Raw genomic sequence first — 23,044 nt, forward strand, 5'->3', positions numbered from 1 at the left:
GACTAGGTTGCGCGGTTCTCGACCATGCTCGATGTGGCCAGTTCGCCCAGCGTGATCGTCTGGACCGGGGGGCGTATCTGCCACTGCCCGATCTGATCTGGTGTTTGCGCCAGGCGTCGGGAAAGCAGCAGCGTGGCGTTGAGGCTGCACTGACGTCCCTGGCACGGCCCCATGCCGCAGCGGGTGAAGGCCTTGAGCTGATTGGGGCCTTCGGCACCATCCGAGATCGCTTGATCGAGATCGCCGCGGGTCAGCGCTTCGCAACGGCAGATGATGGTTTCTTCGGGCATGGCATCGATGTTCAGCGGCGGGAGAAACATGGCGTCCAGCAACTGGCGCGCGCAGAGATCCCGGGCGCGCTCGCGGCGTAAGCCATCACGTTCGTCCCGTTCCTCCTTCGTGAGCCCGTGATGGGACGCAATGACCTCCAGCGCGCTCAACGTTCCCTCCCGCATGGCATTCACCGCGCCGCCTATCGCAGCACCATCGCCCACGACCCATAGATTCTCGTCAGCGCTCAGGGTGTCGTCGCGTACCGGCAAGAAGCTCTGTTGTTCGGCGTGCCAACGATGCGTCAGGCCGAGCGAGCGCGTGAGGTGGGTTTCTGGCACGACGCCGACATGGCTCAGCAACAGACTCGCCGGGCGCTGCTTCCAATGGCCACGCTGGCGATAGCGAATCTGCTCCAGGACCTTGTCGCCGATCGCCTCGAGGGCGTCGATATCACGCTCGATGGCAACGCCGGCCCGCTTCAGGGCCAGCATCATTTTCAGGCCCTTGAACAGGTAGCCGCGTGCATGCCAGGCCTTCACCGGTTGGCGAAGCGGCAGGCGCCACTGGTGGCGCGGCGTGAGATCGAGTATGCAGGTCGGGGGACGTCCAGCCTGAAGATATTGCCAGCCGAGCAGATAGATCAGCGGCCCACTGCCTACGAGTATCGGCGCGTCCTCGGGGAGCAGGCCGCCTTGTTTGAGCAGGATCTGGGCGGCACCGGCGGTCATCACGCCTGGTAGTTGCCAGCCGGGAAAAGGAAACGGACGCTCCATCGCACCATGGCAGAGAATTAGACGCCGGGCCCGCCAGACAGCGGAACGGCCTTCATGCAACACGCCCAGCTCGAAGCCGGCATCGACGCGCTGTACCCACCACACCCGGCTATCGGGTCGATAATCGACCCGGGCGCGGCGAAAGGCTTCCACCACTCGTTGGCCGAGGCGGTAGTCGATGCCTGTCACTCTAAGATCGGCCTGCGGAGATTCGACTTGCCGATAGACTTGTCCGCCGGGGGCGGCATTGAGATCGAATACCACCGGCTTCAGACCCGCCTTGGCCAGGCGCGTGGCGGCAGCGAGGCCTGAGGGGCCTGCACCGATGATGGCAACTTCGGCGACCTGGGACGATGTGGAATTCTCGCTCATCCTGTCGACGCTCCGGGCGTTGGCTGGGCCGCGGGCATTTGCGTTTCGATACGCATGCCGTCTTTGACGATGACGAGACAGCCTTGACGATTGGGCTCGCCGTCGATCGTGATCAGGCAGTCGTGACAAACTCCCATCATGCACAACGGCGCACGGGGCGTACCGTCATGGTGAAGGCGGTATTCGGCCCAACCGTGCTGTTGCAGGAGTGCCGCAGCAACGCTCAGCGTGGCGCCCACCTGCCGTGGTTCACCATCCACCCACAGGGTGACTTCGGCCGAATCGCTCGCCGTTTCAGGGAGTCGACGGAACATGGAAGCGTGCTCCCGAAAATTGCGAAAAATGTGTGTGAATCCGGTCGTTCAGGATTGCCTGGGCAAGGCCATCGGCATGAAAGGCAGCCAGGGTGATGCCGCTGTGGCAATTGACGTTATAGGCGCCGGGATGAGTCATCGAGCGTTCGTAGAGCGGATAGCCATCCGGCGTCATGACTCTGAGAGCGGCCCAGGCACGAACCAGGCGGGTCGAGCGCAGAAACGGGAAGATACGGACTGCCTTGTCGGCCAGCGTTTGCAACATCGGAAGCGTAACGCCCTTGTCGTGACCGACTCGTTCATGGGTGTCACCTATCAGGTAGCCGCCGGTCGCTGTCTGGCGAATCTGGGGCGTGGGCAACTGCTCGACCCGAGGCATGCGCTCGGTGATCAGCATCTGCCCTCGTAACGGAAAGACATCACCCGAAAGCCCGAGCTGCGGTGCAAGCCTTTTGGCGCCGAGCCCGGCAGCGACGATGCAGCGTTCGGCCTCGACATGACCCTCGCGTAATGTCGCCCGAAAGCCCGATTCGGTTCGCGCCAGATTTTCGACCGGGGTCGCTTGACGAATGTCGACGCCAAGACGCCGGCAGGCAGCATGAAGCGCTCGGAGCAGGTACAGCGGATTGCAATGCCCGTCATGGGGCGACCAGGTACCACCAGCGACGCGTTTGCCCAGGCCGGGCAGAAACGGGAGCAATTGCTCCCGATCCAGATATTCCCAATGAAAATCCCGACGCAGACGTTCGGACTGTGCCTGAAGCTCGCGATATTCCGTTCGTCTGGCGTGAGCTTCCTCTTCGTCCAGACATAAATCGACGCCACCGCGACGCTCATACTCGAGCTCGAGGCCGGTACGCTGCTGCAGTTCGAGAGCGAAGGATGGCCAGGCCTGGACCGAATCCAGGCTCATCTCCGCATAGCTCGGCATGCCTACGCCCTTGCCCTGGACCCATGTCAATCCGGCATTGCCGCGCGATGCCCGAAAGGCCGTATCGTTGGCGTCCAGGACCGTCACGCCCTGACCGGCACGGGCGAGGCCATAGGCGATCGCCATCCCGACCACGCCACCACCGACGATAAAGAAGTCCTGACGCATACTGTCGTCCAACCGAGGCATTTGGCTGACGATAGCGATAGAGTCGGTATACTATCCAATACCAATCAATGGTCGCCCTATAGCCTATTGTTATGCGTACACCTCAACTGCGCGATCGGCAGATCCTTGCCTTCAAATGGATGATGGAGTGCGGCACCGTTACCGCCGCCGCTCAACGAATGCGTACCGCTCAGCCCGGGGTGACGCGCTTGCTCAAGCAGCTCGAACATGACGTTGGTTTTGCGTTGTTCGAGCGAGTACGTGGCCGGCTGACTCCGACACCGGAAGCTCGGCTATTCCATCGCGAAGTCGTGAGTGTGTGGCGCGGCATCGATCATCTGCGTGATACCGCGACTCGCATTCGTGAACGGGAAGTCGGCGGATTGAGAATCAGCACCATGCCCCTGCTGGGCATGACCTTCGTGCCGGACGTCCTGGCCGATTTCGTCCCCGAGCATCCGGACGCCGATGTCGAGTTGACCACCTTCCGCTCCGAGCAGGTGATCGACGAAGTCATGACGCAACGCTGCGATCTGGGGTTTGCCATCGTGGCGGAAAACGAGGATCGCGTGGATCAGACTCGCTACCGGCTGCCAAGCCTTTGCGCCATGTCCCTGGATCACCCGCTGGCCCGGCGAGACGCCATTGCCATCAGCGACCTGGACGATCAGGCATTGATCTGCTTCGAACGCCACGACCCGCTACGGATAGAACTCGATCGCCGCCTGGAAAGCGCGGGCGCCAGGCCTCGCCGTCGTATCGAGGTGTCATTGGCGCTGCAGGCGACTCGCTTGGTCTCCCACGGCCTGGGGATAGCCATTCTCGATCCGATCAGTGCAGCTTCATGGGGGCAGGACGGGGTGACACTCAAGCCGCTGGCAGTCGAGCTGGGAGAGGATTTCTCCCTGTTGACGCCGCGCGATCAGCCGTTGTCGCAACTGGCCCAGGCATTCCGTGCTGCTTTCCTGCGCAAGCTGGAAACGCTCAATCTTCCGTCGTGGTCATAACAACGCGCTATAGCGTGCGCGGCGATTGGCATTATCCGTGATAGAAAGCGACTGATAGCGTTGGCGCTTTCTCACAGGAGAGCTGTTCATGATCACGCGTCACCTCAAGACACCCATCATGCATCGCATCGTGGAGGCCAACGGAATCCTGTTCTTCGGTGGTATTGCCGCCGACGACATGTCACTGGATATGGCAGGGCAGACACGTCAGGTGCTGGAAAAGCTCGGCACTTATCTGGACGAGGTCGGTATCGACCGCTCGCAGGTCGTGTCGGCCAATGTCTTCGTATCCGACCTCGCATTGAAGCAGGAGATGAATGCGGTGTGGACAGACTGGTTCGGCGATGCGTTACCGGCTCGCGCGACGATTGGCGCCGGCGATCTCGGCGCGGGCACCCTGATCGAGATCGTGGTCACTGCCGTCAGGGAAAGATAGCCAAGCAGTAAACCACAAACGCCCCTCCATGGAGGGGCGTTTCCGGTCGAAGCATTACGAAGCGATCTTGGCTTCAGCCTGGGCCGACGGGTGCGGGTTGATGACCCGGGAACCGCGGAAGCCATAGAAGGCGATGAACAGGTAGCAGATCAGCGGCAGCACGAAGGCGTGATGGATGCCGACCGTGTCGGCGATCGCGCCCTGGGCGACAGGGAGAATGGCGCCGCCGACGATGGCCATGATCAGCAGGCTGGAGGCCTTGCTGGTCAGCGGGCCGAGCTTGGCGATCCCCAGCGTGAAGATGGTCGGGAACATGATCGAGTTGAACAACCCGATGGCGACGATGCTCCACATCGCGATGTGGCCGGAGGTCAGCATGGTGGTCAGCACCAGCAGCGCCGCGACGATCGCAAACAGGCCCAGCAGCAGGCTGGGGCGGAATCTCTGCATCAACGCCGAGCCGATGAAACGGCCGATCATGGCGCCGCCCCAGTAGTAGGCGACATAGCTGGCAGCGCTGCTTTCACTCATGTTGCCGATCTCCGGCAGCGACAGATAGTTGATCATGAAACTGCCGATGGAGACCTCGGCGCCGACATAGGCAAAGATGCCGATCACGCCGAACAGCACGTGCGGGTGGCGCAAGGCCTGGGCAGCGGTGACGTTCTCGGTCGGGCTGTCGTCGCTGGCCTGCTCCTTGAAGTTGGGCAGCTTCCACAGATAGACCACCACCGCGAGGATCGCAAGCACGGCAGCCAGCAGCAGGTAGGGCAACTGCACGCTCTGGGCCTGCTCGACCTTGTAGGCCATCCGATCGGCGGCGGACATGTCGGCCAGCTCGCTGGCGCCCAGTACCGCTGCTCCCAGAATCAGCATGCCGCCGAAATAGGGGGCCAGCGTCGTGCCCAGCGAATTGAACGCCTGCGCCAGGTTGAGCCGGCTGGAAGCGGAGCCCTCCGGCCCCAGCAGGCTGACATAAGGGTTGGCCGCGACCTGCAGCATGGTGACGCCGCTGGCCAGCACGAACAGCGCGGTGAGAAACAGCGGGTAGGAGGGCGCCCGGGCGGCCGGGTAGAACATTACCGCCCCCACGGCCGCAATGAGAAGCCCGAGACTGATGGCATTCTTGTAGCCGACCTTGGCCAGTACCTTGCCCATCGGTAACGACATGATGAAATAGGCACCGAAGAAGGTGAACTGGATCAGCATGGTCTGGGTGTAGTTGAGCGAGAAGACCGCTTTCAGGTGAGGAATCAGAATGTCGTTGAGACAGGTGATGAAACCCCACATGAAAAAGATCGTCGTGACGACGACCAGCGCGCTGCGATAATTCGGCCGTTGCGTTTCGGGCATGATCGAAATCCTGTTGGTGGAGCGTCCAGAGAGGTGGCTGCGGACTCGAGGTTAATCGTGTCAGCACGCATGCTGGAGCGAGATGATGCATTAAGGAAGCCAGCTTATAAAGCATGCGTTCATTATTAGAACGTTAATATGGCGAACGCCAGTCGATGAATTATCAGCGATGACGAATGCCAATAACGGCATTTAAAGGTCGAGGTTTCGTATTGTTTTTTCTTCATTGGCGTTCGTTGGCCGAAATCTCGGATGGCTTGATTGTTTTGTCGTAAATTAACCACGTCGGGTCGTTGCAATATGGGCTTTTCAACGGGCGCGTTTGCGCGATCTTTGTGCCGGGCGTCGCTCATGAGAGACGCTTGGCCTGGCCATCGCCGGTCCATGGCACGGGAAGCGACCTGAAAGACTGAACGGAGAGCACGGTTCTGTTATTTTCTGGCGCTTGTCCATCGCGCTGGTTCATCGCGCGCATTTTCCCGCGCCAGGCTAGCCGTGGCGCTCGTTCATCAGGTGGCGTCATTGGCCCTGCGTTCACGCGTGCAATCTTCCATTCTCTCGACGATCCTCGCTGCGGACCTGCCTTGGGGCGCACTGGCGCTGCTGTGGCTGGTCGGCCTCTACATGCGGCTGCCGATCCTGATCGCGCCACCGCTGGCCGGCGAGATCGCCGAGTCGCTGTCGCTGGGCAGTGCCGCCATCGGCGCCCTGACGACGGTGCCGTATGTGGTGCTGGCGTTGAGCATGATGCTGGCGGTGCGATTCGCCCGGCGTATCGGCATGTTGCGCGCCCTGGCGTTGGCGCTGGCCGTCGTGGCGATCGGCTCCGGCGCGCGCGGGTTCACGTTCTCCGCACCCTTGCTGTTCGGCGCCTCGGTGGTCATGGGGCTCGGGCTGGCGGTCATGCAGGTGACGATACCGGCGCTGCTGCGCGACTGGACGCCGAGGCATCTGGCGCTGGGCAGCTCGGTCTATCTCAACGGCATGACGGTCGGCGAGTTGATCGGCGCGGGGGGCACGCGGCCCGTCGTGTTGGCGCTGGCCGGGGGGAGCTGGCAGGCGGCGATGCTGCTGTGGTCGCTACCGGCACTGATGATCGTCGTGCTGCTGGTGTGGCGCCTGCGACGGCGTCCGCAGCGACCCGACGAGACCGCGAACCCCGAAGATGTACCGCGCCGCTCGATCTCGTTGCGCACCGCCCGCGTCTGGCTGATGGGCGTGCCGCTGGCGGCCTCGGTGGGGCTTTTCATGGCGACCAACGCCTACATGAGCAGCATTCTCGATGCCCGTGGAGAGGCGGATCTGCTGGCGCTGGCGTTGCTGCTCTACAACGCGAGCCCGCTGGCGGCATCGCTCTCCATGCTGTGGCGGGGGCGACGCTGGGTTTCCCGCCGCTGGCCGTTGGGGCTGTTCGCCACGCTCGGCGTGCTGGGCCTGGCCGCCTTCCTGGCGTTGGATGGATGGCCGGCGCTGGTCGCGCTGGTGATCTCCGGCTTCGGCATCACCCTCGAACTCACGCTGATCATGGCGCTGCCGCCGTGCCTGGAGCGAGGCGACGCGGTCGCGTCGCTGACCGCCGGCATGTCCTTCGTCGGCTACTCCATGGCTTTCGTCATGCCGATGATCGGCGGCTGGCTGGCGGAACGGTTCGCCGACGCGAACCTGGCGCTATGGCCGATGCTGCTGTTTGCCGCGCTGAGCCTCTGCGCGATCCCGCGCATGCCGATGTCGGCAAAGGAGGCTGGCGATTCCGCGGCTATCACCTAGGTTTCCAGGGTGTCGAGCCTGGAATTTGGAACCTAGAACTTAGAACCGAGAATCGAGGAGGAAACCATGACGACGCCCCAACCCGAGATGCTGGTACTGGAACCGGATGCGGCCAGCGGCTTTCCCAACTCGCCGTTGCCGGTGCTGCTTTATCGCCAGGTCATCGATGCCTCCGAGGAGAACCCGGCGGCGCGATTCGAAGCGCTGTTCGACCGTCACCGGTGGCCGCCGCAATGGCGGTACGGCCTCTACGATTTCGATCATTTCCACTCCACGGCGCACGAGGCGCTGGGCGTCTTTCGCGGCCGCGCGCATATCCGTCTCGGCGGCCCCAACGGCAGCGAGCACGATATCGCCGCCGGCGACGTGCTGGTGCTGCCGGCGGGCGTCGGGCATGCCTGTCTCGAGGCCAGCGAGGATTTCTCCATGGTAGGCGCCTATCCGCCGGGGCAGTCGTGGGAAGTGGAGCGCGGCAAGCCCGACGAGATCGAGGCCGCCTGCCGCCGAGTCGCCGCCGTGGCGTTGCCCGACGACGATCCGGTCGGCGGAACACTGCTGTCGTCATGGCAAGAGCGGTGATTTCCTAGAGAGAACGGCAAATCGGACTCGGTACGATGGCCTCGGCGCTGATCCTGGGGAGATATGGGGCTTGGTCGATATGAGTCTTGTCGATATGAGTCTTGGGTCGATCCCGGTCTTTGAAGTGTACGACTTTCGTCTATAGTTAGGAGCCTACACTTCTCTCAAGGATCAACCCGATGTCCGATTCTCGTTCCGTCGCCGTGCTTGGCCTGGGCGCCATGGGGCACGCCTTCGCGACCAACCTTCTGAAAGCCGATTTCGAGGTCACCGTCTGGAACCGTTCTGCCGACAAGGCGGGGGATCTGGTCGAGGCGGGCGCGCGCCTGGCCGATTCGCCCGCCGACGCCGTCGCGCAAGCCCAGGCGGTGATACTGATGCTGCCGGACCTCGCGGTGACGCGTGACGTGCTACTGGGGGACAGCGGCGCGCTGGCCGCGATGCCCGAAGGCGCGACGTTGATCCAGATGGGCACCCTCGGCGTGGCCGAGACCGACCGCCTGATCGCCGAGGCAGACGATGCGCGTGACGACATCGTCTTCATCGACGCGCCGGTTTCCGGTACCAAGGCACCAGCGGAGCAGGGCAAGATCGCCATCCTGGCCAGCGGCGATCGCGAGCGTGCCGCTGCCGTGGTCGAGCCGATCTTCGACGTGCTGGGCAAGCAGACCCACTGGCTGGGCCAGGCCGGCCAGGGGGCGCGGATGAAGATCGTCGTCAACGCCTGGCTGGTCTCGATGATGCAGGGAATCGCCGAGACCGCGCATCTCGCCGACACGCTCGGCTTCACCACCGACGATCTGTGGCAGGTGCTCGATGGCGGGCCGCTGGCCACGCCCTACATGAAGCTCAAGCTGGACATGATCGCCAGCGGCGACTTCGACCCGCAGATGGCGATGCAGTGGGGGCTGAAGGATGCCGGGTTGGCGTTGGAAGCGGGCGATGGCAAGGCACTGCCATCGCTGACGCAGATCCGCAATCTCTGGTCCGATGCAGTCAGCGCCGGATATGGCGAGGAGGATATCGCCTCGATCCACGCCTATCTGGAGAAGTATCGGCACCGATAAAGCGGTGCCATCACCTTCGGCGAGACGCGACGCCGAACCGGAGGGCCGGATGATGTTCGAATTCGGCCCGGCGATTTTCGTTTCAGACCTCGGACCTCAGACGCTCAAACCCGTCGTCTCGTCCACGCCCAGGTGAACGTTCATGTTCTGCACCGCGGAGCCGGCAGCACCCTTGCCGAGGTTGTCGAGCCGGGATACCAGGCAGACCCGCTCCTCGTTGCCGAACACGAACAGGTCGACGCGGTTGGTCTCGTTGGCGCCCCGGACGTCGAAGAAGCCGTTGTCCAGGTTGTCGATCTCCTCGAAAGGCCTGACCTGGACGAACGGCTCGTCGGCGTAATGGGCGCGATAGGCGTCGAGCAGATCTTCCGCCCGCACCCCGGCCGGCAGATGGGAAAGCTGCAGCGGTACGTTGACCATCAAGCCTTTCAGAAAGGGGCCGACGATCGGCGAGAAGACCGGCGGCCGGGCCAGACGGCCGTGCTGCTGCATTTCCGGCAGGTGCTTGTGGCCGAGCGCCATGGCGTAGGGGCGCGGCGCGTCGAGGCGGCCCTCGCTGCTGGATCTTTCCTCGATAGCGGCTTCGTAGTCCGCGATCATCTTCTTGCCGCCGCCGCTGTAGCCGGTAAGCGAGAAGGCGGAGAGCGGGTAGTCCGCCGGCAGCAGCCCGGCATCCACCAGCGGGCGCACCAGCAGGATGAACGCGCTGGCGTGGCAGCCGACATTGGCGATGCGCTTGCTGGCGCGAATCCGCTCCCGCTGGCCGTCGCTCAGTTCGGGCAGCCCGTAGACCCAGTCGGGATCGGTGCGGAACGCCGTGCTGGCATCGATCAGGCAGGTCTCCGGATTCTCGACCATCGCCGCCGCCTCGCGGGAGGCCGCGTCCGGCAGGCACAAGAAGGCGACATCGGCGGCGTTCAGCAGCCGTGCCCGTTCGGCCGGATCCTTGCGCTTGTCGCTGTCGATGCGCAGCAGCTCGATGTCGTCGCGAGCCTGGAGATAGTCGAACAGCCGCAGGCCGGTGGTGCCTTCCTGTCCGTCGACATAGACTTTGAACAAGTCCTTGAGTGCCATGAGCGTTTTTCCTGCCGTTGATCTTTGACGATGCCGCGATCGCGATATTGTGCGGATTCGGGCTCAGCTTGTCATGCCGTTGAGCGGTCTGGCCGCCAGTCGGGATTCTCCCTGGCACTCCTGGGCGCAGCGCTCGATTCGCCGGCAGGCCTCGCGCAGGCGCTCGGCGTCCACGGTCAGGCTCAGGCGCACGAAGCCCGCGGCGGAGGCGCCGAAGGCCTCGCCCGCGAGTACCGAAACGCCGTGCTCTTCGAGCAGCCGGTCGGCGAAGGCGTGCGTGCCGAGCCCGGTGGCGCGGATATCGATCATCATGAACATGCCCGCGGCGGGCGACAGCGTGGCGACGATCTCACTGTCGCGCAGCGTCTCGACCACGGCATCGCGGCGTTCCCGGTAGGTATCACGCATCGCGGCCAGCGCTGCCGGCGGTTCGTCCAGCGCGGCGATGGCGGCGTCCTGGATGAACGGCTGGCATCCGTAGAGCATGCACAGGGCGAGGTTGACCAGGTGCGACATCAGCTCGCGGGGGCCGACGACCCAGCCGAGCCGCCAGCCGGTCATGGCATGGGACTTGGACAGGCTGCTGATGACCACGGTGCGCTCGCGCATGCCCGGCAGGCTGTCGGGGCTTGCGTGTTCGCCGTCGAAGATCAGATCGGCATAGACCGCATCGACGATCAGCCACAGATCGTGTTCGCGACAGAGCGTGGCGATCGACTCCCACATCGCCGGCGTCAGGCACTGGCCGGTGGGATTGTGCGGGCTGTTGAGCAGGATCGCCTTCGTGCGCGGCGTGATCGACGCCTCGATGGCCGCCACCCGCGGCTGGAAACCGTCGTCGGCGGACAGCGGCACCCAGACCGGCACGGCGCCGGTGGCCTGGACCACGGCCTCGTAGGTGACGTAGGCCGGCTCGGGGATGATTACCTCGTCGCTCGGATCGAGCAGGCACTGGGCCGTGGCGTAGAGACCGCACTGCGCCCCCGCAAGTACGGCGACGTGTTCCGCGTCGGTCTCGGCATGGCCACCGTGGCTGCGGTGAAAGGCGGCGATGCGCTCGCGCAGGGCGTGCTTCCCCTGTACGTCCGCGTAATGGGTGGCGCCACTGCGCAGGCTGGTGACGGCCGCCTCGACGATGGAAGGTGGCGTGTCGAAATCGGGGTCGCCCACCGACAGGATGATGACATCCTCGCCGCGAGCCTGGCGCGCCTTGGCGCGGAAGTGGATGTTCCAGGCGCTGGCGCCTTCGCCGGCGATGCGCTGTGTCAGTGCGGAATAGGGCATGGCGGTTCCGTGTTGCGGGCAAGGATATCTTGGCAGCCTAACGGTTCGTCGGCTTGGCGAACAGAGCGTCCAGCGCCATGCGGTGGCGGTAGCGGTATGCGACTAAAGTTTTATAGGTGATCTTGCGCGAACGGCGGAGGATGAAACGAGACGAACGTCGAAGGCGCTGATGCCGTGCATGAGAATCGTGCATAAGAACCGCGCATGACAAGAACGAGGACCGTATGACCGAGCTTGCAGACCAGCGCTGCCAGTTACCCAACTGGCGCGACCGAATGATGAGTGCCGACGAAGCGGCCACTCTGATCGATGACGGCATGGTCGTCGGCATGAGCGGCTTCACCCGCGCCGGGGAAGCCAAGGCGGTGCCGCTGGCACTGGCACGGCGCGCCGAGCGCGATCCGCTCAAGATCACCCTGATGACCGGCGCCTCGCTCGGCAACGATATCGATGGCATCTTGAGCGATGCCCACGTGCTGGCACGGCGCATGCCGTTCCAGGTCGATCGCAGCCTGCGTGCCGCGATCAACGCAGGCGAGGTGATGTTCACCGACCAGCATCTGTCGGAAACCGTGGAACTGTTGCGCAACAAGCAGCTCGGCAAGCTGGACGTTGCGGTTATAGAAGCCGCCGCGATCACCGCCGACGGTGGCATCGTGCCCACGGCTTCAGTCGGCAACTCCGCCAGTTTCGCGATTCTCGCCGACAAGGTGATCGTCGAACTCAACCTGGCCACGCCGGAGGCGATGATCGGGCTGCACGACATTTACATTCCCGGCATGCGGCCCAACCGTCAACCGATCCCGGTGACAGCGCCGGATTCGCGCATCGGAACGCCCCATATCCCCATCGATCCGGACAAGATTGCCGCCATCGTGCTGACCCAGGGCCACGACAGCCCCTCGACCGTCAACCAGCCCAACGACGCCACGCGACGCATCGCCCGGCATCTGATCGGGTTCTTCGAGAACGAGGTGCGCGAGGAACGGCTGACGCCCTCGCTGCTGCCGCTGCAGGCCGGTATCGGCAGCATGGCCAATGCTGTCATGCATGGCCTGATGGAAGGCCCTTTCGAAGGTCTGACGATGTACTCCGAAGTGCTGCAGGACAGCACTTTCGATCTGCTCGACAGCGGCAAGATGACGTTCGCCTCCGGCAGCTCCATCACGCTGTCGTCGAGCTGCGGCCAGCGCGTGTGGAACCATCTCGAACGCTACAAGGATCGTGTGGTGCTACGGCCGCAGGAGCTCTCGAACCATCCCGGCATCGTGCGTCGGCTGGGGGTGATCGCCATCAACACCGCGCTGGAAATCGACATCTACGGCAACGTCAATTCGACCCACGTCAACGGCACCCACATGATGAACGGTATCGGCGGCTCGGGGGACTTCGCCCGTAACGGCCAGTTGTCGATCTTCATCACCACGGCGACGGCCAGGGATGGCGACCTGTCCAGCGTGGTGCCCTTCGTCAGCCACGTCGACCACACCGAGCACGATGTCGATATCGTGGTCACCGAACACGGCCTGGCCGATCTGCGTGGCCTGGCGCCCCGCGAGCGTGCCCGCTGCATCATCGAGAATTGCGCCGATCCCTATTACCGTCCGGCGCTGGCGGACTACTTCGAGACTGCCTGCACCCGTGGCGGACATACGCCGCACTGCCTGGAGCGAGCGCTGGCCTGGCACGCCACCGCGCGGCGCGACGGCTCGATGCGCGCCGTTGTCGAAGCCGTTCCGGCATCCACGACCGAACTCGCGCCAGATAGCTGAGAGACGTTCGCCATCCCGGCGCCGTCATTCCGATACCAAGCCACGAATCCCGCCACCTGGCGGGATTCGTGCGTTGTCAGGAGAGGATCAGTCGAGGCTGGCCTTCACCGCTTCCAGCGCCGGCTTGCCGGCGCGGGTGGTGATGCCGTCGAGGAACGTGGCGACCCGCTCGGGATGGTCCTGCAACCAGGTGCGGGCGACCTGCTCGGCCGGAAGCTCCTGGCGGCCGTAGCCGTCGATGAATTCGCTCTGTTCGTCCGCCGTCAGCGTGAACTGCTCGAGCAGGGCGAGCAAGTTCGGGTTGGCCTCGGCGAACGCCTTGTTGACGATGGTGCGCACGTCGCTCCTGCCGTTGTCCGGTCCGTAGACCGACTGCGGATCGTCGAGGATGCGCATGTCGTAGGCCGGGGCCATCCAGTGCGGGGTCCACCCGTACCAGACGATCCAGCGCTCGTCGTTGAAGGCTGCCTTCACTTCCGACAGCATGCCCGGCGTCGAAGAGTCGAGAATCTGCCAATCCCCCAGGCCGTAGGTGTCGTTGTCCTGGGCGTCATGAATGAAGGTACTCACGGTCGAGCCGGATTCGATCGAGTAGAAGCGCCCGCCGAATCGGTCGCGATGCGCGTCCAGATCCTCGGCGCTGTGGATGCCGGCGTCGTAGACGTAGCCCGGCACCGCGAAGCCCATCTGCGCCCCGGTGACGTTGTTGCCGAGATCCATGATCTTGCCGCTGGCCATCGCTTGGTCGTGGCTCTCCTGCTGGGCGGGTATCCAGCCGGCCAGGAAGACGTCGCTGTCGCCGGTCTGCAGGGTCTGGTAGCCGACGGTGCTGCTGACCTCCTGCGTCTCGCTGTCGTAGCCGAGCGGGGCGATCAGCTGGCTGAACACCTCGGTCTTGACGGTGACGCCGGGCCATGGCGGGACGACGAAATTGACGCTGTCGGCCTCATCCTGTTGCGGGCTCTGGGCGAAAGCCGCCATCGATACGGTCATTAGCGATAGCGGCAGCAGCGTGGCGGCCAGAAGCGTGGTACGCAGTGTCATTGTGACTCCTCATTGTTGTGATGGGCGCTTCGATTGTCGTGATGGGCGCGTCGATCGATGAACTTTCGCGTTCAACCGGTCGATACGCTGGGCAGGCCGTTGCCTTCGAACGGCGGGCGCGCCAGAACGCGCTCGAGCAGGGGGCGGAAGTGCTCGAGCGGATAGGTGTCGTAGTCGGGATCGAACGACGTCTGGTCCCACTCGTCGCAGAAGCGAACCGTACGCGCGTAGGCGGGATGGTCGCGGTAGTCGTCGCGCGCGTGGCGATCCAGACCATAGAAGTGGCGATAATGATAACCCTGGAACAGCTCGTGATGACGAATCATCCAGACATTCAAGGGTTCGATGAACGGCTCCAGAATCGCCGCCGCGATCTCGGCATGATTGTCCGGCGCCAGATCGTCGCCGATGTCGTGAAGCAGCGCGCAGACGATGGTCTCCTCGTCGGCGCCGGCGCGTTCGGCCCGGGTCGCGGTCTGCAGGCAGTGCGTGTAACGATCGACCGGGTAGCCGTGGGTATCGCCCTCGAGCCGCAGCAGGTGGGCGATGACGCGGTCAACGACGCCTTCGCGGTAGTCGCGGAAGTGGGCATCGATCTCGCGCCAGTCATCCGCCTGGCTATGGTCGAATCGGGTGAAGGTAGCGCTCATGCGGGCTCCTGCAGAGAAGGTGAAGTGGCATCGGCCTGGCGGCGCAGGGTCAGGCGCCGGCTGGCGGTGGTATCGCGGTCGACGTAACCCTGGCGCAGGTGGCGTACTCCCTGGCTGAGTCGGAAGGCGGTACGTCCGTGCAGTAGCCGGTAGTTGTCCATGATCAGCATCTCGCCCGGCGCCAGTTTGGGGGTCAGCGTCAGTTCCGGTGCGGTAATCAGCGCGAAGAATGCGCGCCGGGCAGCGTAGTAGCGCTCCAGCTGCTCGGGCGGCAGCGGCGGAATCCGTTCGGTACGATTGTTGTAGCGCACCCGGATCACCTCGCCGCGGCTGTCCAGCTCGATCAGCGGCCCTTCGCTCTCCAGATGCGCGCTGTCGTCGACGTAGCGGAAGCGGGTCGATGTCTGCGTCAGGCAGTCGAAGGCCGCGGGATCCTGCTGGCGGAGCCGTTCGGCGGCCATGAAACCGTCCGCCAGCGTGCTGTCGCCGCCGCTGTCGGCATTGCTCAGGCAGTGCAGCCAGATATAGCCGGGAATCGGATCGCGATAGGGGTTGTCGGTATGCGGTTCGAGCCCGCGCTGGGTCATGGTCAGGTCGTAGGCTTCGGCGATCGACTTGACGTCGGCGATGCCGCCCCAATTGGTGCGGCGCAGTGGCCCCAGTCGCTCAACCAGCGGCATCATGCCGTCGAGCGTCAACGGGACGCCGCTCACCTTGACGAAACCGTAGCGCTCGAGCGACTCGAGCATCGCCGCCAGCGCCTCGTCGCTGTCGAGAGCCTGCCGGAAATCGGCGCTGGGGAGCTCCGTCAGTGACGCGTCCCAGCGTTGCTGGACCACGCGGGATCGTGGCGCGGGATGGAGGTCTCTCAGGTCGAAGCGGGCGTGATGACCGTCGCTGAACGTCAGGTCGATCCGCTCGCCATCGCAGCTTGCCTCTAGCAGCGAGAGATCCAGCGGCAGCGCGGCCGCTTCGATCAGGCGCTGGCCGGTACGTGGGTCGAGGGTTTCGGCATTCGGGGCGCGCTCGCGCAGCCACAGCGCGTGGAAGCGCGTCTCCCGATTCCCTTCGACCACTCTCAGCTGCCGTGCCCGGGTGCCCGGAATGATCTCGACGAAAACGTCCATGGCGACATCTCTCGGTGTGTCAGTGTCCTGATACCCTAGAAGGTGGCGTCTCGGATCAATTGATCTTTTTGGCCTTATCGGCGACGCTTTTCGCCATGACCGATCATTCGACGCCACAATGGCTCTACCCCCGCCCCGACCTGCCGCCCGTGCTCTCGCCCGACGAGGCGGACGTCACGGTCAATCTCTGGTTGCTGCCCAAGTTCTCGATGCTGACGCTTTACTGCCTGCTCGAGCCGCTGCGCGTCGCCAACCGCTTCGGGCGTTCGCTGTTCGCGTGGCGGCTGTTTTCCAACGATGGCGGGCCGGTGACGGCCAGCAACGGCGTGACCGTCGATGTCGATGCGGCGCTGGGGGAGGCGCCAATCTTCGACAACCTGTTCGTCGTCGCCTCCTATGAAGCCGAGGCGACCGTGGCGCCGTCGCAATGGGCGATGTTACGTCAGGTCGCGGCCCACGGCGGACTGCTGGCGGCGCTGGAGACGGGGGCGTTCATCCTGGCTCGCGCCGGGCTGCTGGACGGCTTCGAGGTAGCGCTGCACTGGGAGAGCGCCCCGGCGTTCGTGGAGGAGTTCCCGGCGCTGAAACTGAGCGATGCCCGCTATCGCTTCGATCGCCAGCGCCTGACCGGCGGGGGCGGGGCGGCCAGTCTCGATCTGATGATGGCCTTCATCGAGCGCGAACACGGCGCCAATCTCGTCGCGGCGCTGAGTCGCCAGCTGGTGCATTCGCGGCTGGACCCTCGCGTCGAGGGGGAGGGCGGTCTGAACGCCGGCTCGGATTATCGCCCGCGTAGCGTGCGACGGGCGGAGGCGATCATGGAGGCCAACCTGGCCCAGCCGTTGACGATTCCCGAGATCTGCCGACGTATCGGACAGTCGCAGCGCCAGCTCAATCGTCTGTTCCAGCGCTATTGCGGCGAAACCGCGAAAGGCCGCTACCTGTCGCTGCGGCTCGATCGGGCGCAGCAGATTCTGGCCGATAGCCGCACCAGCGTGACCCAGGCTGCCCTGGCGGCGGGGTTTGGTCAGCCGGCGCATTTTTCCCGGGTCTATCGGGCGCGGTTCGGCGAGTCGCCGCGAACCACGGCGCAGCGAGGCAAGCGTTCGTCGTGACGGGTCATCGGTTGTCGCTTCCGGTCAATGTAGCGACGTCTCATGACAACAGGTGAGCCGGTTCGACACCCACAATGAGTGTCATCGCAACGCACCTGCTGGTGCGCTCATACATCGCCCCGTACCGTGATCGGCTCGGGGCCGGACCGAGAGGCTCTTTCATGAATCGCGACGTCATCCTCACCTGCGCTGTCACCGGTGCCGGCGATACTGCCGGCAAGCATCCGGATCTTCCGATCACTCCGAAGCAGATCGCCGACAGTGCGCTGGACGCCGCCCGTGCCGGGGCCAGCATCGTCCATCTGCACGTTCGCGATCCGGAAACCGGCGGCGTCAGCCACTCCACCGATCATTTCCGTGAAGTCGTCGAGCGCATCCGCGAGTCCGATGTCGACGCGGTGATCAACATCACCGCCGGCGGCGGCGGCGACCTGTTCCCCGAGATCCGCGACGGCGTGATCCACGGGCTCGAGGGCACCGACCTGCAGACAGCGGCCGAGCGCCACGAGCCGGTGGGCCAACTGCTGCCGGAGCTGTGCACGCTGGACTGCGGCAGCTTGAACTTCGGTGACATGGTCTACCTCAACAGTGCCGACTGGCTGCGCGAGCATGCGCGTCTGATTCAGCAGGCCGGAGTCAAGCCGGAGCTCGAGTGCTTCGACCTGGGCCACGTCTGGTTCGCGCGGCAGCTGGTCGACGAAGGCCTGATCGACGGCGATCCGCTGTTCCAGCTCTGCCTGGGCATTCCCTGGGGCGCCGAAGCGGACACCGAGACCATGCTGGCGATGCGCAACAAGCTGCCGGAGAACGCGATCTGGTCAGCGTTCGGCATCGGCCGCCAGCAGTTTCCCATGGCGGCGCAGTCGATGATCATGGGCGGGCACATGCGTGTCGGCCTGGAAGACAACCTCTATCTGAGCAAGGGCGTCTTCGCCACCAACGCGCAGCTGGTCGAGCGTGCCGCGACCATCGTCGAGAATCTCGGCGGCAAGGTGCAGACGCCGCAGCAGACCCGTGAATCGCTGGCGCTGCGCAAGCCCTGATCCCCGCTGATTCTCCCCTGGGTTCGCGCCCACGGAACCGGCCGCCGCATCATCCGGCGGCCGCTACCTTTTCCCTACCCGATTTCGAGAGATGTGATGAACACTACCACGCTTCCCAAGACCGTCGCCGTCATCGGCACCGGGGTGATCGGCAACGGCTGGATCGCCCGCGCCCTGGCCGCCGGCTGCCGTGTGACCGCCTTCGACCCCGATCCCGCTGCCGCCGCGCGCACTCGAGCCTTCGTCGAGCGTGCCTGGCCTTCACTCGAGCGACTCGGGCTTGCCGATGACGCCGATCCGCAGGCGCTGACCTTCGTCGACTCGCTGGAAGCCGCGGCGAAGGGCGCCGAGCTGATCCAGGAAAACGTGCCCGAGCGGCTGGCGCTCAAGCACGACGTGCTGAGCCAGCTCGACGCGCTGGCCGAGCCGGAAGTGGTGATCGGCTCCTCGACCTCCGGCATCAAGCCGAGCGATCTGCAGTCCGCCTGCCAGCGGGCGCCGGGCCGCGTGATCGTGGCGCACCCGTTCAACCCGGTCTATCTGCTGCCGCTGGTGGAACTGGTCGGTGGCGAACATACCGCGCCGGTGGTACTCGAGCGCGCTCAGGCGCAGTACGCCGCGCTGGGCATGCGTCCGCTGGTCGTTCGCCGGGAAATCGAGGGTCATGTGGCCGACCGGCTGATGGAGGCGCTGTGGCGCGAGGCGCTGCACCTGGTCAACGACGGCGTCGCCACCACCGAGGAGATCGACGCGGCCGTGGTCTACGGCTGTGGTCTGCGCTGGTCGCTGATGGGGACATTCCTCACCTTCCACCTGGCCGGTGGCGATGGCGGCATGCGCCACATGCTGCACCAGTTCGGGCCGGCGCTGAAACTGCCGTGGACCAAGCTGGAAGCACCCGAGCTGACCGAGGAACTGATCGAGAAGGTGGCCGATGGCTGCGAGCATCAGGCCGCCGGACGCAGCGTTGCCGAGCTCGAGACACGCCGTGACGCGTTTCTCACCGAGCTGCTCGAGCTGACCCAGAAATATTGGCCGGAAGCCGAAGGGCTCCAGGGGCGAATCTGATCAACGAGGCACATCCGATGACCACGATTCCGGACAATCCGCTGTTCAAGACCCGGGTGCAGGACGCCTGGGTCGACTACAACGGCCACATGAACGACGCCGAATACGCCAGGGTCTTCTCGCTGGCGGTGGAGGCGCTGATGGATCGTGTCGGGCTCGACGAGGCCGGCCGTGCCGAGCACGGCTACACGATCTACACCCTCGAGACGCATCTCTGCTACCGCCAGGAAGCGCATCGTGGCGAGGCGCTGGCGGTAGCTCTGACGCTGCTCGACAGCGATGCCAAGCGTCTGCACGTGCTGTTCACGCTGACCAATGCCGATGACGATACGCTGGCGACCAGCGAACAGATGCTGATGGGGATCGACGTGGCCAGCGGCCGCCCGGCGCCGTTCCCCGAGCCGGTGGTTGCGCGGGTCGAAGCACTGCCGAAAGCCGGAGACGAATGGCCGAAGGCCGCCGGCCGCAGAATCGGGATCCGACGCTGATCGGCTCACCGGCCGTCTGAAACACCAACGACCCCGCTGAAAACAGCGGGGTCGTTGCATTGTTGCGTTGCATTTTTGTGTTGGGTCGTTACGTTGCGCAAGGCACTGGTCGGCCTCCGGGCTCAGGCGTCTTCCAGCCGCGCCCGGCGTTTGGCGCGCTTCAACATGCGTAGACGCGAGCGCGCCTCGTCGCGTTCCAGATAGCATCCCTGCAGCCAGCGGCTCCCGCCCTGGCTGACATCGAAGGCGTCTCGCGCGTGGAGCAGACGCCGGTTGTCGAAAATCACCAAGTCGCCGGGCGCGTAGCTGAAGCGCAGCGCGAACTCGGGTTCGCGCAACAACCGCTGCAGCGCCATCAGCGCCGCGTAGGCGGGCTCCACGTCGTCGAACGGCGCCATCAACGGGCCGCGCAGAAAGTCGGCGATGCGCACCTCGTCGAACTCGCCATTGGCGTCGAGCTTGATCATCGGATCGAACCAGACGTAGTCGCTGGTTCTGGCGGTATTGGCATAGCACCAGCGCACCCGGGTCAGCGTCGCGAAATGGTCCGGATGGCGATCGCGCAGCGCCTCGGCCACGGCAAAGCCGTCCATCATGACCGCTTCTCCTCCCACCGTATCGTTCTCAAGGCAGTGCAACAGCTGCAGGCCTGGCTGGTACTCCCGCGTCGGCAGGTCGACATGCGGCGGCAGGGCGATCGAGGTGTAGGCGTTGGAGTCCGGATCCGGCTTGGCGCGGACATCGAACAGGGCGCCGAAATTGGTCGGCCGCGGCGGCCCGATACGCCGGGCAATGGCGTCCAGGCTGCCCGGCTCGGTGGGCAGGTTGCGCAGCCGGACCAGCCCTTCACCGATCACGGCCTCCAGTGCCTGCTCCAGCAGGGGATCGACGCTCATGGCATCGTGGTCTTCTGCCATCCAGCCGGCCGCGTCGAGGGTGATCGGGGCATCTCGATCCACGCCCCGCCACAGGGTGCGCGGCACCAATGCGGGCTCATGCTCGACGAGGTTGGCGTAATCGTGGGCTCTCAGCCAGCCGGGATGGAACGACAGCTGGCGCTGCTCGGGCAGGAATGCCAGCGTGACGGCGCCGTTGGCTTCCAGTCGGGCCTGCTCAAGAGTCGGCCACGCCTCCAGCCGGGAAAGATCGAGGATGCGCTCCCGCGTCGCCGGATTGACGGTGCTGTCGTCGGCGGCGTTCTCGCGTAGCCAGATGCTGTGATAGTGGCTCCGGCGACCGTCTTCCCAGATAACCGTCAGGGTGTGGGCGTCGTGGTCGACGGCGGCGATGGCCACATCCACCGGCCAGGCGTCGAAATCCGGGGTGGCGGGCAGCGCCGGGGAGGGAGACGGGGAATCGGGTTGGGCTGACATGCAGGCTCCGACGATTTCTGGTGAGATTGACTCCAGCGTGGCGGATGCCTCGGGGCAGAGGTTGACCTAAAACGCCATTTTCTTGCGGTTATTGGCCGTGATCGATCGTCGGTGATGACGGTGCTGCGCCAGGGCGGCGGGCATCGCTCGGCGACTGGGCGTAGCGCTGGCGATAGGCGCGGGAGAAGCTCGAGGCCGAACTGAAGCCGCAGGCCAGGCCGATGCTCAGGATGTCGCGGTCGGTCTCCTCGAGCAGATGCCGGGCCCGGTCCAGACGCAGTTCGAGATAGTAATCCCGCGGGCGCTTGCCGAGCTCCTCGAGGAACAGGCGCTGAAGCTGACGCAGCGACAGGCCGATGCGCTCGCTGAGCGCCGTCATCGACAGTGGCTGCTCGAGATGCTGCTCCATCAGCGCGACGGCATCGACCAGCGGGCGGCGGTGCGTACCCAGGCGTTTCGCCAACGGCAGGCGCTGATGGTCCTGGCGCGGGCGCAGGCGGGCGTGGATCAGCTGTTCGGAGATAGCGTCGGCCAGGTCCTGGCCGTGGCGACTGGCGATCATGCTCAACGTCATGTCCATGGCGGCGGCACCGCCGGCACAGGTGAAGCGGCGGGCGCCGATTTCGAACAGCGACTCCACCGCGTCGAGTCCCGGGAAGCGTTCGCGAAAGGCGGGCAGGCTTTCCCAGTGCAGCGTCAGGCGATGACCGTCGAGCAGGCCGACCTCGGCGAGGATCAGCGGGCCGGTATCGATGCCGCCCAGCAGGCAGCCTTCGCTGGCCTGGCGATGCAGCCACTGGCCGAGCCGGCGCGAGCGGTCCCGCTCGGGTTCGAAGCCGGCACACACCGCCAGGGTCGGCAGGGAAGGGGCGTCGGCCAGGCCGCAATCGACGAGCAGGGTCATGTCGTTGCTGGCGGTGACCGGCTGGCCATCCTCGCTGATCAGCAGCCACCGGTAGAGTGCGCGGCCGGCCAGCCTATTGGCGATTCGCAGCGGCTCCACGGCCGAGAAGAACGCCATCATCGAAAAGCGCGGGACCAGAAGAAACCCCACGGGTTCGGGTAAGGGCCCTGCGTAGTCCAGGCGCATGGTTTGTCACCCTGTCATTACAAAATAAAACAATGATTTGATTCGGATTTTTTCCAATTCCGTGAGCTTATAGTGACAAAAAACGCGGGACGAAACACTTTGACCAAGGATTTAACATGCAAACACCGGTACTGGCCTTCGATGTATACGGGACGCTGGTGGATACGCAGGGAGTGGTCTCCCTTCTCGGCTCCCGTATCGGCGACGAGGCCGGCGTCTTCGCTGGCCGCTGGCGCGACAAGCAGCTCGAGTTCGCCTTTCGCCGCGGGTTGATGGGCGCCTACGCCGATTTTTCCCAGTGCAAGCGGGAAGCCCTGGATCTGCTCGATCAGGAGTGGGGCACACGGTTCGGCGAGGAGTTCAAGCAGAGCCTGATGGCCGCCTACCGCCGCTTGCCGGCGTTCGAGGAGGTGCCGGCGGCGCTCGAACGTATTCGCGGGTTGGGCGTGCGCTGCGTGGCGTTCTCCAACGGCAGCCGCCAGAGCGTCGAGCTGCTGTTCGACAATGCCGGAATGATGGCGATGTTCGACGACATCATCAGCGTCGAGGAGGTGCGGCGGTTCAAGCCGGATGCGGTCGTCTACGCCCACTTGCGGCAGCGCACGCATAGCCGTGCCGACAATACCTGGCTGGTCTCCAGCAACCCCTTCGACATCATCGGGGCGCGCTACGCCGGCCTGCGCGCGGCCTGGGTCCAGCGCAACCCCAAGACACCGTTCGAGCCCTGGGGCGATCCACCCGACATGATGGCGCCCGACCTGGAAGCGCTGGCCGATCAGTTTGAGGTGATGCTCAAGCGCGAGCGGGCGTGAGGATAAGCGCTGGAGGCGAGTCGAGACGGCGCGACGATCCAACGGCACGACGATCCAACGGCAC

Annotated in this window: 22 protein-coding genes; 11 read left to right on the plus strand and 11 right to left on the minus strand. The window is 64.8% G+C overall.

Annotated elements, in window-relative coordinates:
* Window positions 1-2: 2 nt before the first annotated feature.
* The 3 genes from R3F72_RS04245 to R3F72_RS04255 are packed head-to-tail and all read right to left on the minus strand — an operon-like array spanning window position 3 to window position 2,831.
* A complete protein-coding gene (locus R3F72_RS04245; protein ID WP_303855516.1) occupies window positions 3-1,418 on the minus strand; it encodes an NAD(P)/FAD-dependent oxidoreductase in 1,416 nt (471 codons plus the stop codon).
* Window positions 1,415-1,732: a (2Fe-2S)-binding protein gene (locus R3F72_RS04250; RefSeq protein WP_087718195.1), complete on the minus strand. Its 318-nt coding sequence runs from the start codon at window positions 1,730-1,732 to the stop codon at window positions 1,415-1,417. Before R3F72_RS04250 ends, R3F72_RS04245 begins: the two co-directional genes overlap by 4 nt.
* Window positions 1,713-2,831 carry an NAD(P)/FAD-dependent oxidoreductase gene (locus tag R3F72_RS04255; RefSeq protein ID WP_303855520.1) on the minus strand — a complete coding sequence of 373 codons (1,119 nt, stop codon included), beginning with the start codon at window positions 2,829-2,831 and terminating at the stop codon, window positions 1,713-1,715. Before R3F72_RS04255 ends, R3F72_RS04250 begins: the two co-directional genes overlap by 20 nt.
* A 92-nt stretch (window positions 2,832-2,923) precedes the next feature.
* Here R3F72_RS04255 and R3F72_RS04260 point away from each other — a divergent pair, with 92 nt between their 5' ends.
* Entirely contained in the window at window positions 2,924-3,838 is a 915-nt protein-coding gene (locus tag R3F72_RS04260) for a LysR family transcriptional regulator (protein ID WP_303855521.1), read from the plus strand.
* 88 nt (window positions 3,839-3,926) lie between these two features.
* Entirely contained in the window at window positions 3,927-4,274 is a 348-nt protein-coding gene (locus tag R3F72_RS04265; RefSeq protein WP_276232057.1) for a RidA family protein, read from the plus strand.
* A 54-nt stretch (window positions 4,275-4,328) separates the two neighbouring features.
* Here the strand turns inward: R3F72_RS04265 and fucP are convergent, their stop codons facing one another.
* Entirely contained in the window at window positions 4,329-5,627 is a 1,299-nt protein-coding gene (fucP, locus tag R3F72_RS04270) for an L-fucose:H+ symporter permease (protein WP_303855523.1), read from the minus strand.
* Window positions 5,628-6,149: 522 nt separating this feature from the next.
* Here fucP and R3F72_RS04275 point away from each other — a divergent pair.
* From R3F72_RS04275 to R3F72_RS04285, 3 genes are all read left to right on the plus strand, one after another.
* Window positions 6,150-7,394: an MFS transporter gene (locus R3F72_RS04275; RefSeq protein WP_332778984.1), complete on the plus strand. Its 1,245-nt coding sequence runs from the start codon at window positions 6,150-6,152 to the stop codon at window positions 7,392-7,394.
* Window positions 7,395-7,460: 66 nt separating this feature from the next.
* Window positions 7,461-7,973, plus strand: coding sequence for a cupin domain-containing protein (locus R3F72_RS04280; protein ID WP_087718189.1), 513 nt, complete (start codon window positions 7,461-7,463; stop codon window positions 7,971-7,973).
* Window positions 7,974-8,152: 179 nt separating this feature from the next.
* Window positions 8,153-9,040, plus strand: a complete 888-nt coding sequence (locus R3F72_RS04285) for an NAD(P)-dependent oxidoreductase (protein ID WP_087718188.1) — start codon at window positions 8,153-8,155, stop codon at window positions 9,038-9,040.
* A 96-nt stretch (window positions 9,041-9,136) separates the two neighbouring features.
* Here the strand turns inward: R3F72_RS04285 and argC are convergent, their stop codons facing one another.
* Together argC and R3F72_RS04295 are read right to left on the minus strand one after the other, a co-directional pair.
* On the minus strand, window positions 9,137-10,114 hold the full coding sequence (gene argC, locus R3F72_RS04290) for an N-acetyl-gamma-glutamyl-phosphate reductase (protein ID WP_322527956.1): 978 nt from the start codon (window positions 10,112-10,114) through the stop codon (window positions 9,137-9,139).
* A gap of 63 nt (window positions 10,115-10,177) precedes the next feature.
* Entirely contained in the window at window positions 10,178-11,398 is a 1,221-nt protein-coding gene (locus tag R3F72_RS04295) for a pyridoxal phosphate-dependent aminotransferase (RefSeq protein ID WP_332778985.1), read from the minus strand.
* A 224-nt stretch (window positions 11,399-11,622) separates the two neighbouring features.
* Between R3F72_RS04295 and R3F72_RS04300 the strand changes: the two genes are divergently transcribed.
* Window positions 11,623-13,170 (plus strand): succinate CoA transferase, encoded by a 1,548-nt coding sequence (locus R3F72_RS04300; RefSeq protein ID WP_087718185.1) that lies wholly within the window; start codon window positions 11,623-11,625, stop codon window positions 13,168-13,170.
* Between the two features lie 87 nt (window positions 13,171-13,257).
* Here R3F72_RS04300 and R3F72_RS04305 read toward each other — a convergent pair whose 3' ends face one another.
* The 3 genes from R3F72_RS04305 to tmpA all read right to left on the minus strand — a co-directional run bounded on the left by R3F72_RS04305 (window position 13,258) and on the right by tmpA (window position 15,991).
* Window positions 13,258-14,214 carry an ABC transporter substrate-binding protein gene (locus R3F72_RS04305; RefSeq protein ID WP_332778986.1) on the minus strand — a complete coding sequence of 319 codons (957 nt, stop codon included), beginning with the start codon at window positions 14,212-14,214 and terminating at the stop codon, window positions 13,258-13,260.
* Window positions 14,215-14,285: 71 nt separating this feature from the next.
* Window positions 14,286-14,864 (minus strand): HD domain-containing protein, encoded by a 579-nt coding sequence (locus R3F72_RS04310; protein WP_303855809.1) that lies wholly within the window; start codon window positions 14,862-14,864, stop codon window positions 14,286-14,288.
* The gene (gene tmpA, locus R3F72_RS04315) at window positions 14,861-15,991 is read right to left on the minus strand and encodes a 2-trimethylaminoethylphosphonate dioxygenase (RefSeq protein ID WP_332778987.1); all 1,131 of its coding nucleotides are present in this window, start codon (window positions 15,989-15,991) and stop codon (window positions 14,861-14,863) included. Before tmpA ends, R3F72_RS04310 begins: the two co-directional genes overlap by 4 nt.
* Window positions 15,992-16,086: 95 nt before the next feature.
* On the opposite strand from tmpA, the gene R3F72_RS04320 reads away from it, so the two are divergent.
* The 4 genes from R3F72_RS04320 (at window position 16,087) to R3F72_RS04335 (ending at window position 19,705) form a co-directional block, all read left to right on the plus strand.
* Window positions 16,087-17,106 carry a GlxA family transcriptional regulator gene (locus R3F72_RS04320; protein WP_332778988.1) on the plus strand — a complete coding sequence of 340 codons (1,020 nt, stop codon included), beginning with the start codon at window positions 16,087-16,089 and terminating at the stop codon, window positions 17,104-17,106.
* 161 nt (window positions 17,107-17,267) lie between these two features.
* Entirely contained in the window at window positions 17,268-18,149 is an 882-nt protein-coding gene (locus tag R3F72_RS04325; protein ID WP_332778989.1) for a 3-keto-5-aminohexanoate cleavage protein, read from the plus strand.
* A 96-nt stretch (window positions 18,150-18,245) separates the two neighbouring features.
* Complete coding sequence (locus R3F72_RS04330) at window positions 18,246-19,217, plus strand: L-carnitine dehydrogenase (RefSeq protein ID WP_332778990.1); 972 nt, start codon at window positions 18,246-18,248, stop codon at window positions 19,215-19,217.
* 17 nt (window positions 19,218-19,234) lie between these two features.
* Window positions 19,235-19,705: a thioesterase family protein gene (locus R3F72_RS04335; protein ID WP_332778991.1), complete on the plus strand. Its 471-nt coding sequence runs from the start codon at window positions 19,235-19,237 to the stop codon at window positions 19,703-19,705.
* A gap of 122 nt (window positions 19,706-19,827) precedes the next feature.
* Here R3F72_RS04335 and R3F72_RS04340 read toward each other — a convergent pair whose 3' ends face one another.
* Together R3F72_RS04340 and R3F72_RS04345 are read right to left on the minus strand one after the other, a co-directional pair.
* A complete protein-coding gene (locus R3F72_RS04340) occupies window positions 19,828-21,078 on the minus strand; it encodes a TauD/TfdA family dioxygenase (RefSeq protein ID WP_332778992.1) in 1,251 nt (416 codons plus the stop codon).
* 88 nt (window positions 21,079-21,166) lie between these two features.
* On the minus strand, window positions 21,167-22,168 hold the full coding sequence (locus R3F72_RS04345; RefSeq protein ID WP_332778993.1) for a GlxA family transcriptional regulator: 1,002 nt from the start codon (window positions 22,166-22,168) through the stop codon (window positions 21,167-21,169).
* Window positions 22,169-22,284: 116 nt separating this feature from the next.
* Between R3F72_RS04345 and R3F72_RS04350 the strand changes: the two genes are divergently transcribed.
* Window positions 22,285-22,980: a haloacid dehalogenase type II gene (locus R3F72_RS04350; RefSeq protein WP_332778994.1), complete on the plus strand. Its 696-nt coding sequence runs from the start codon at window positions 22,285-22,287 to the stop codon at window positions 22,978-22,980.
* The last annotated feature ends 64 nt before the right edge of the window (window positions 22,981-23,044 follow it).

Source organism: Salinicola sp. 4072 (assembly GCF_036663415.1).
Classification (GTDB): domain Bacteria; phylum Pseudomonadota; class Gammaproteobacteria; order Pseudomonadales; family Halomonadaceae; genus Salinicola; species Salinicola salarius_A.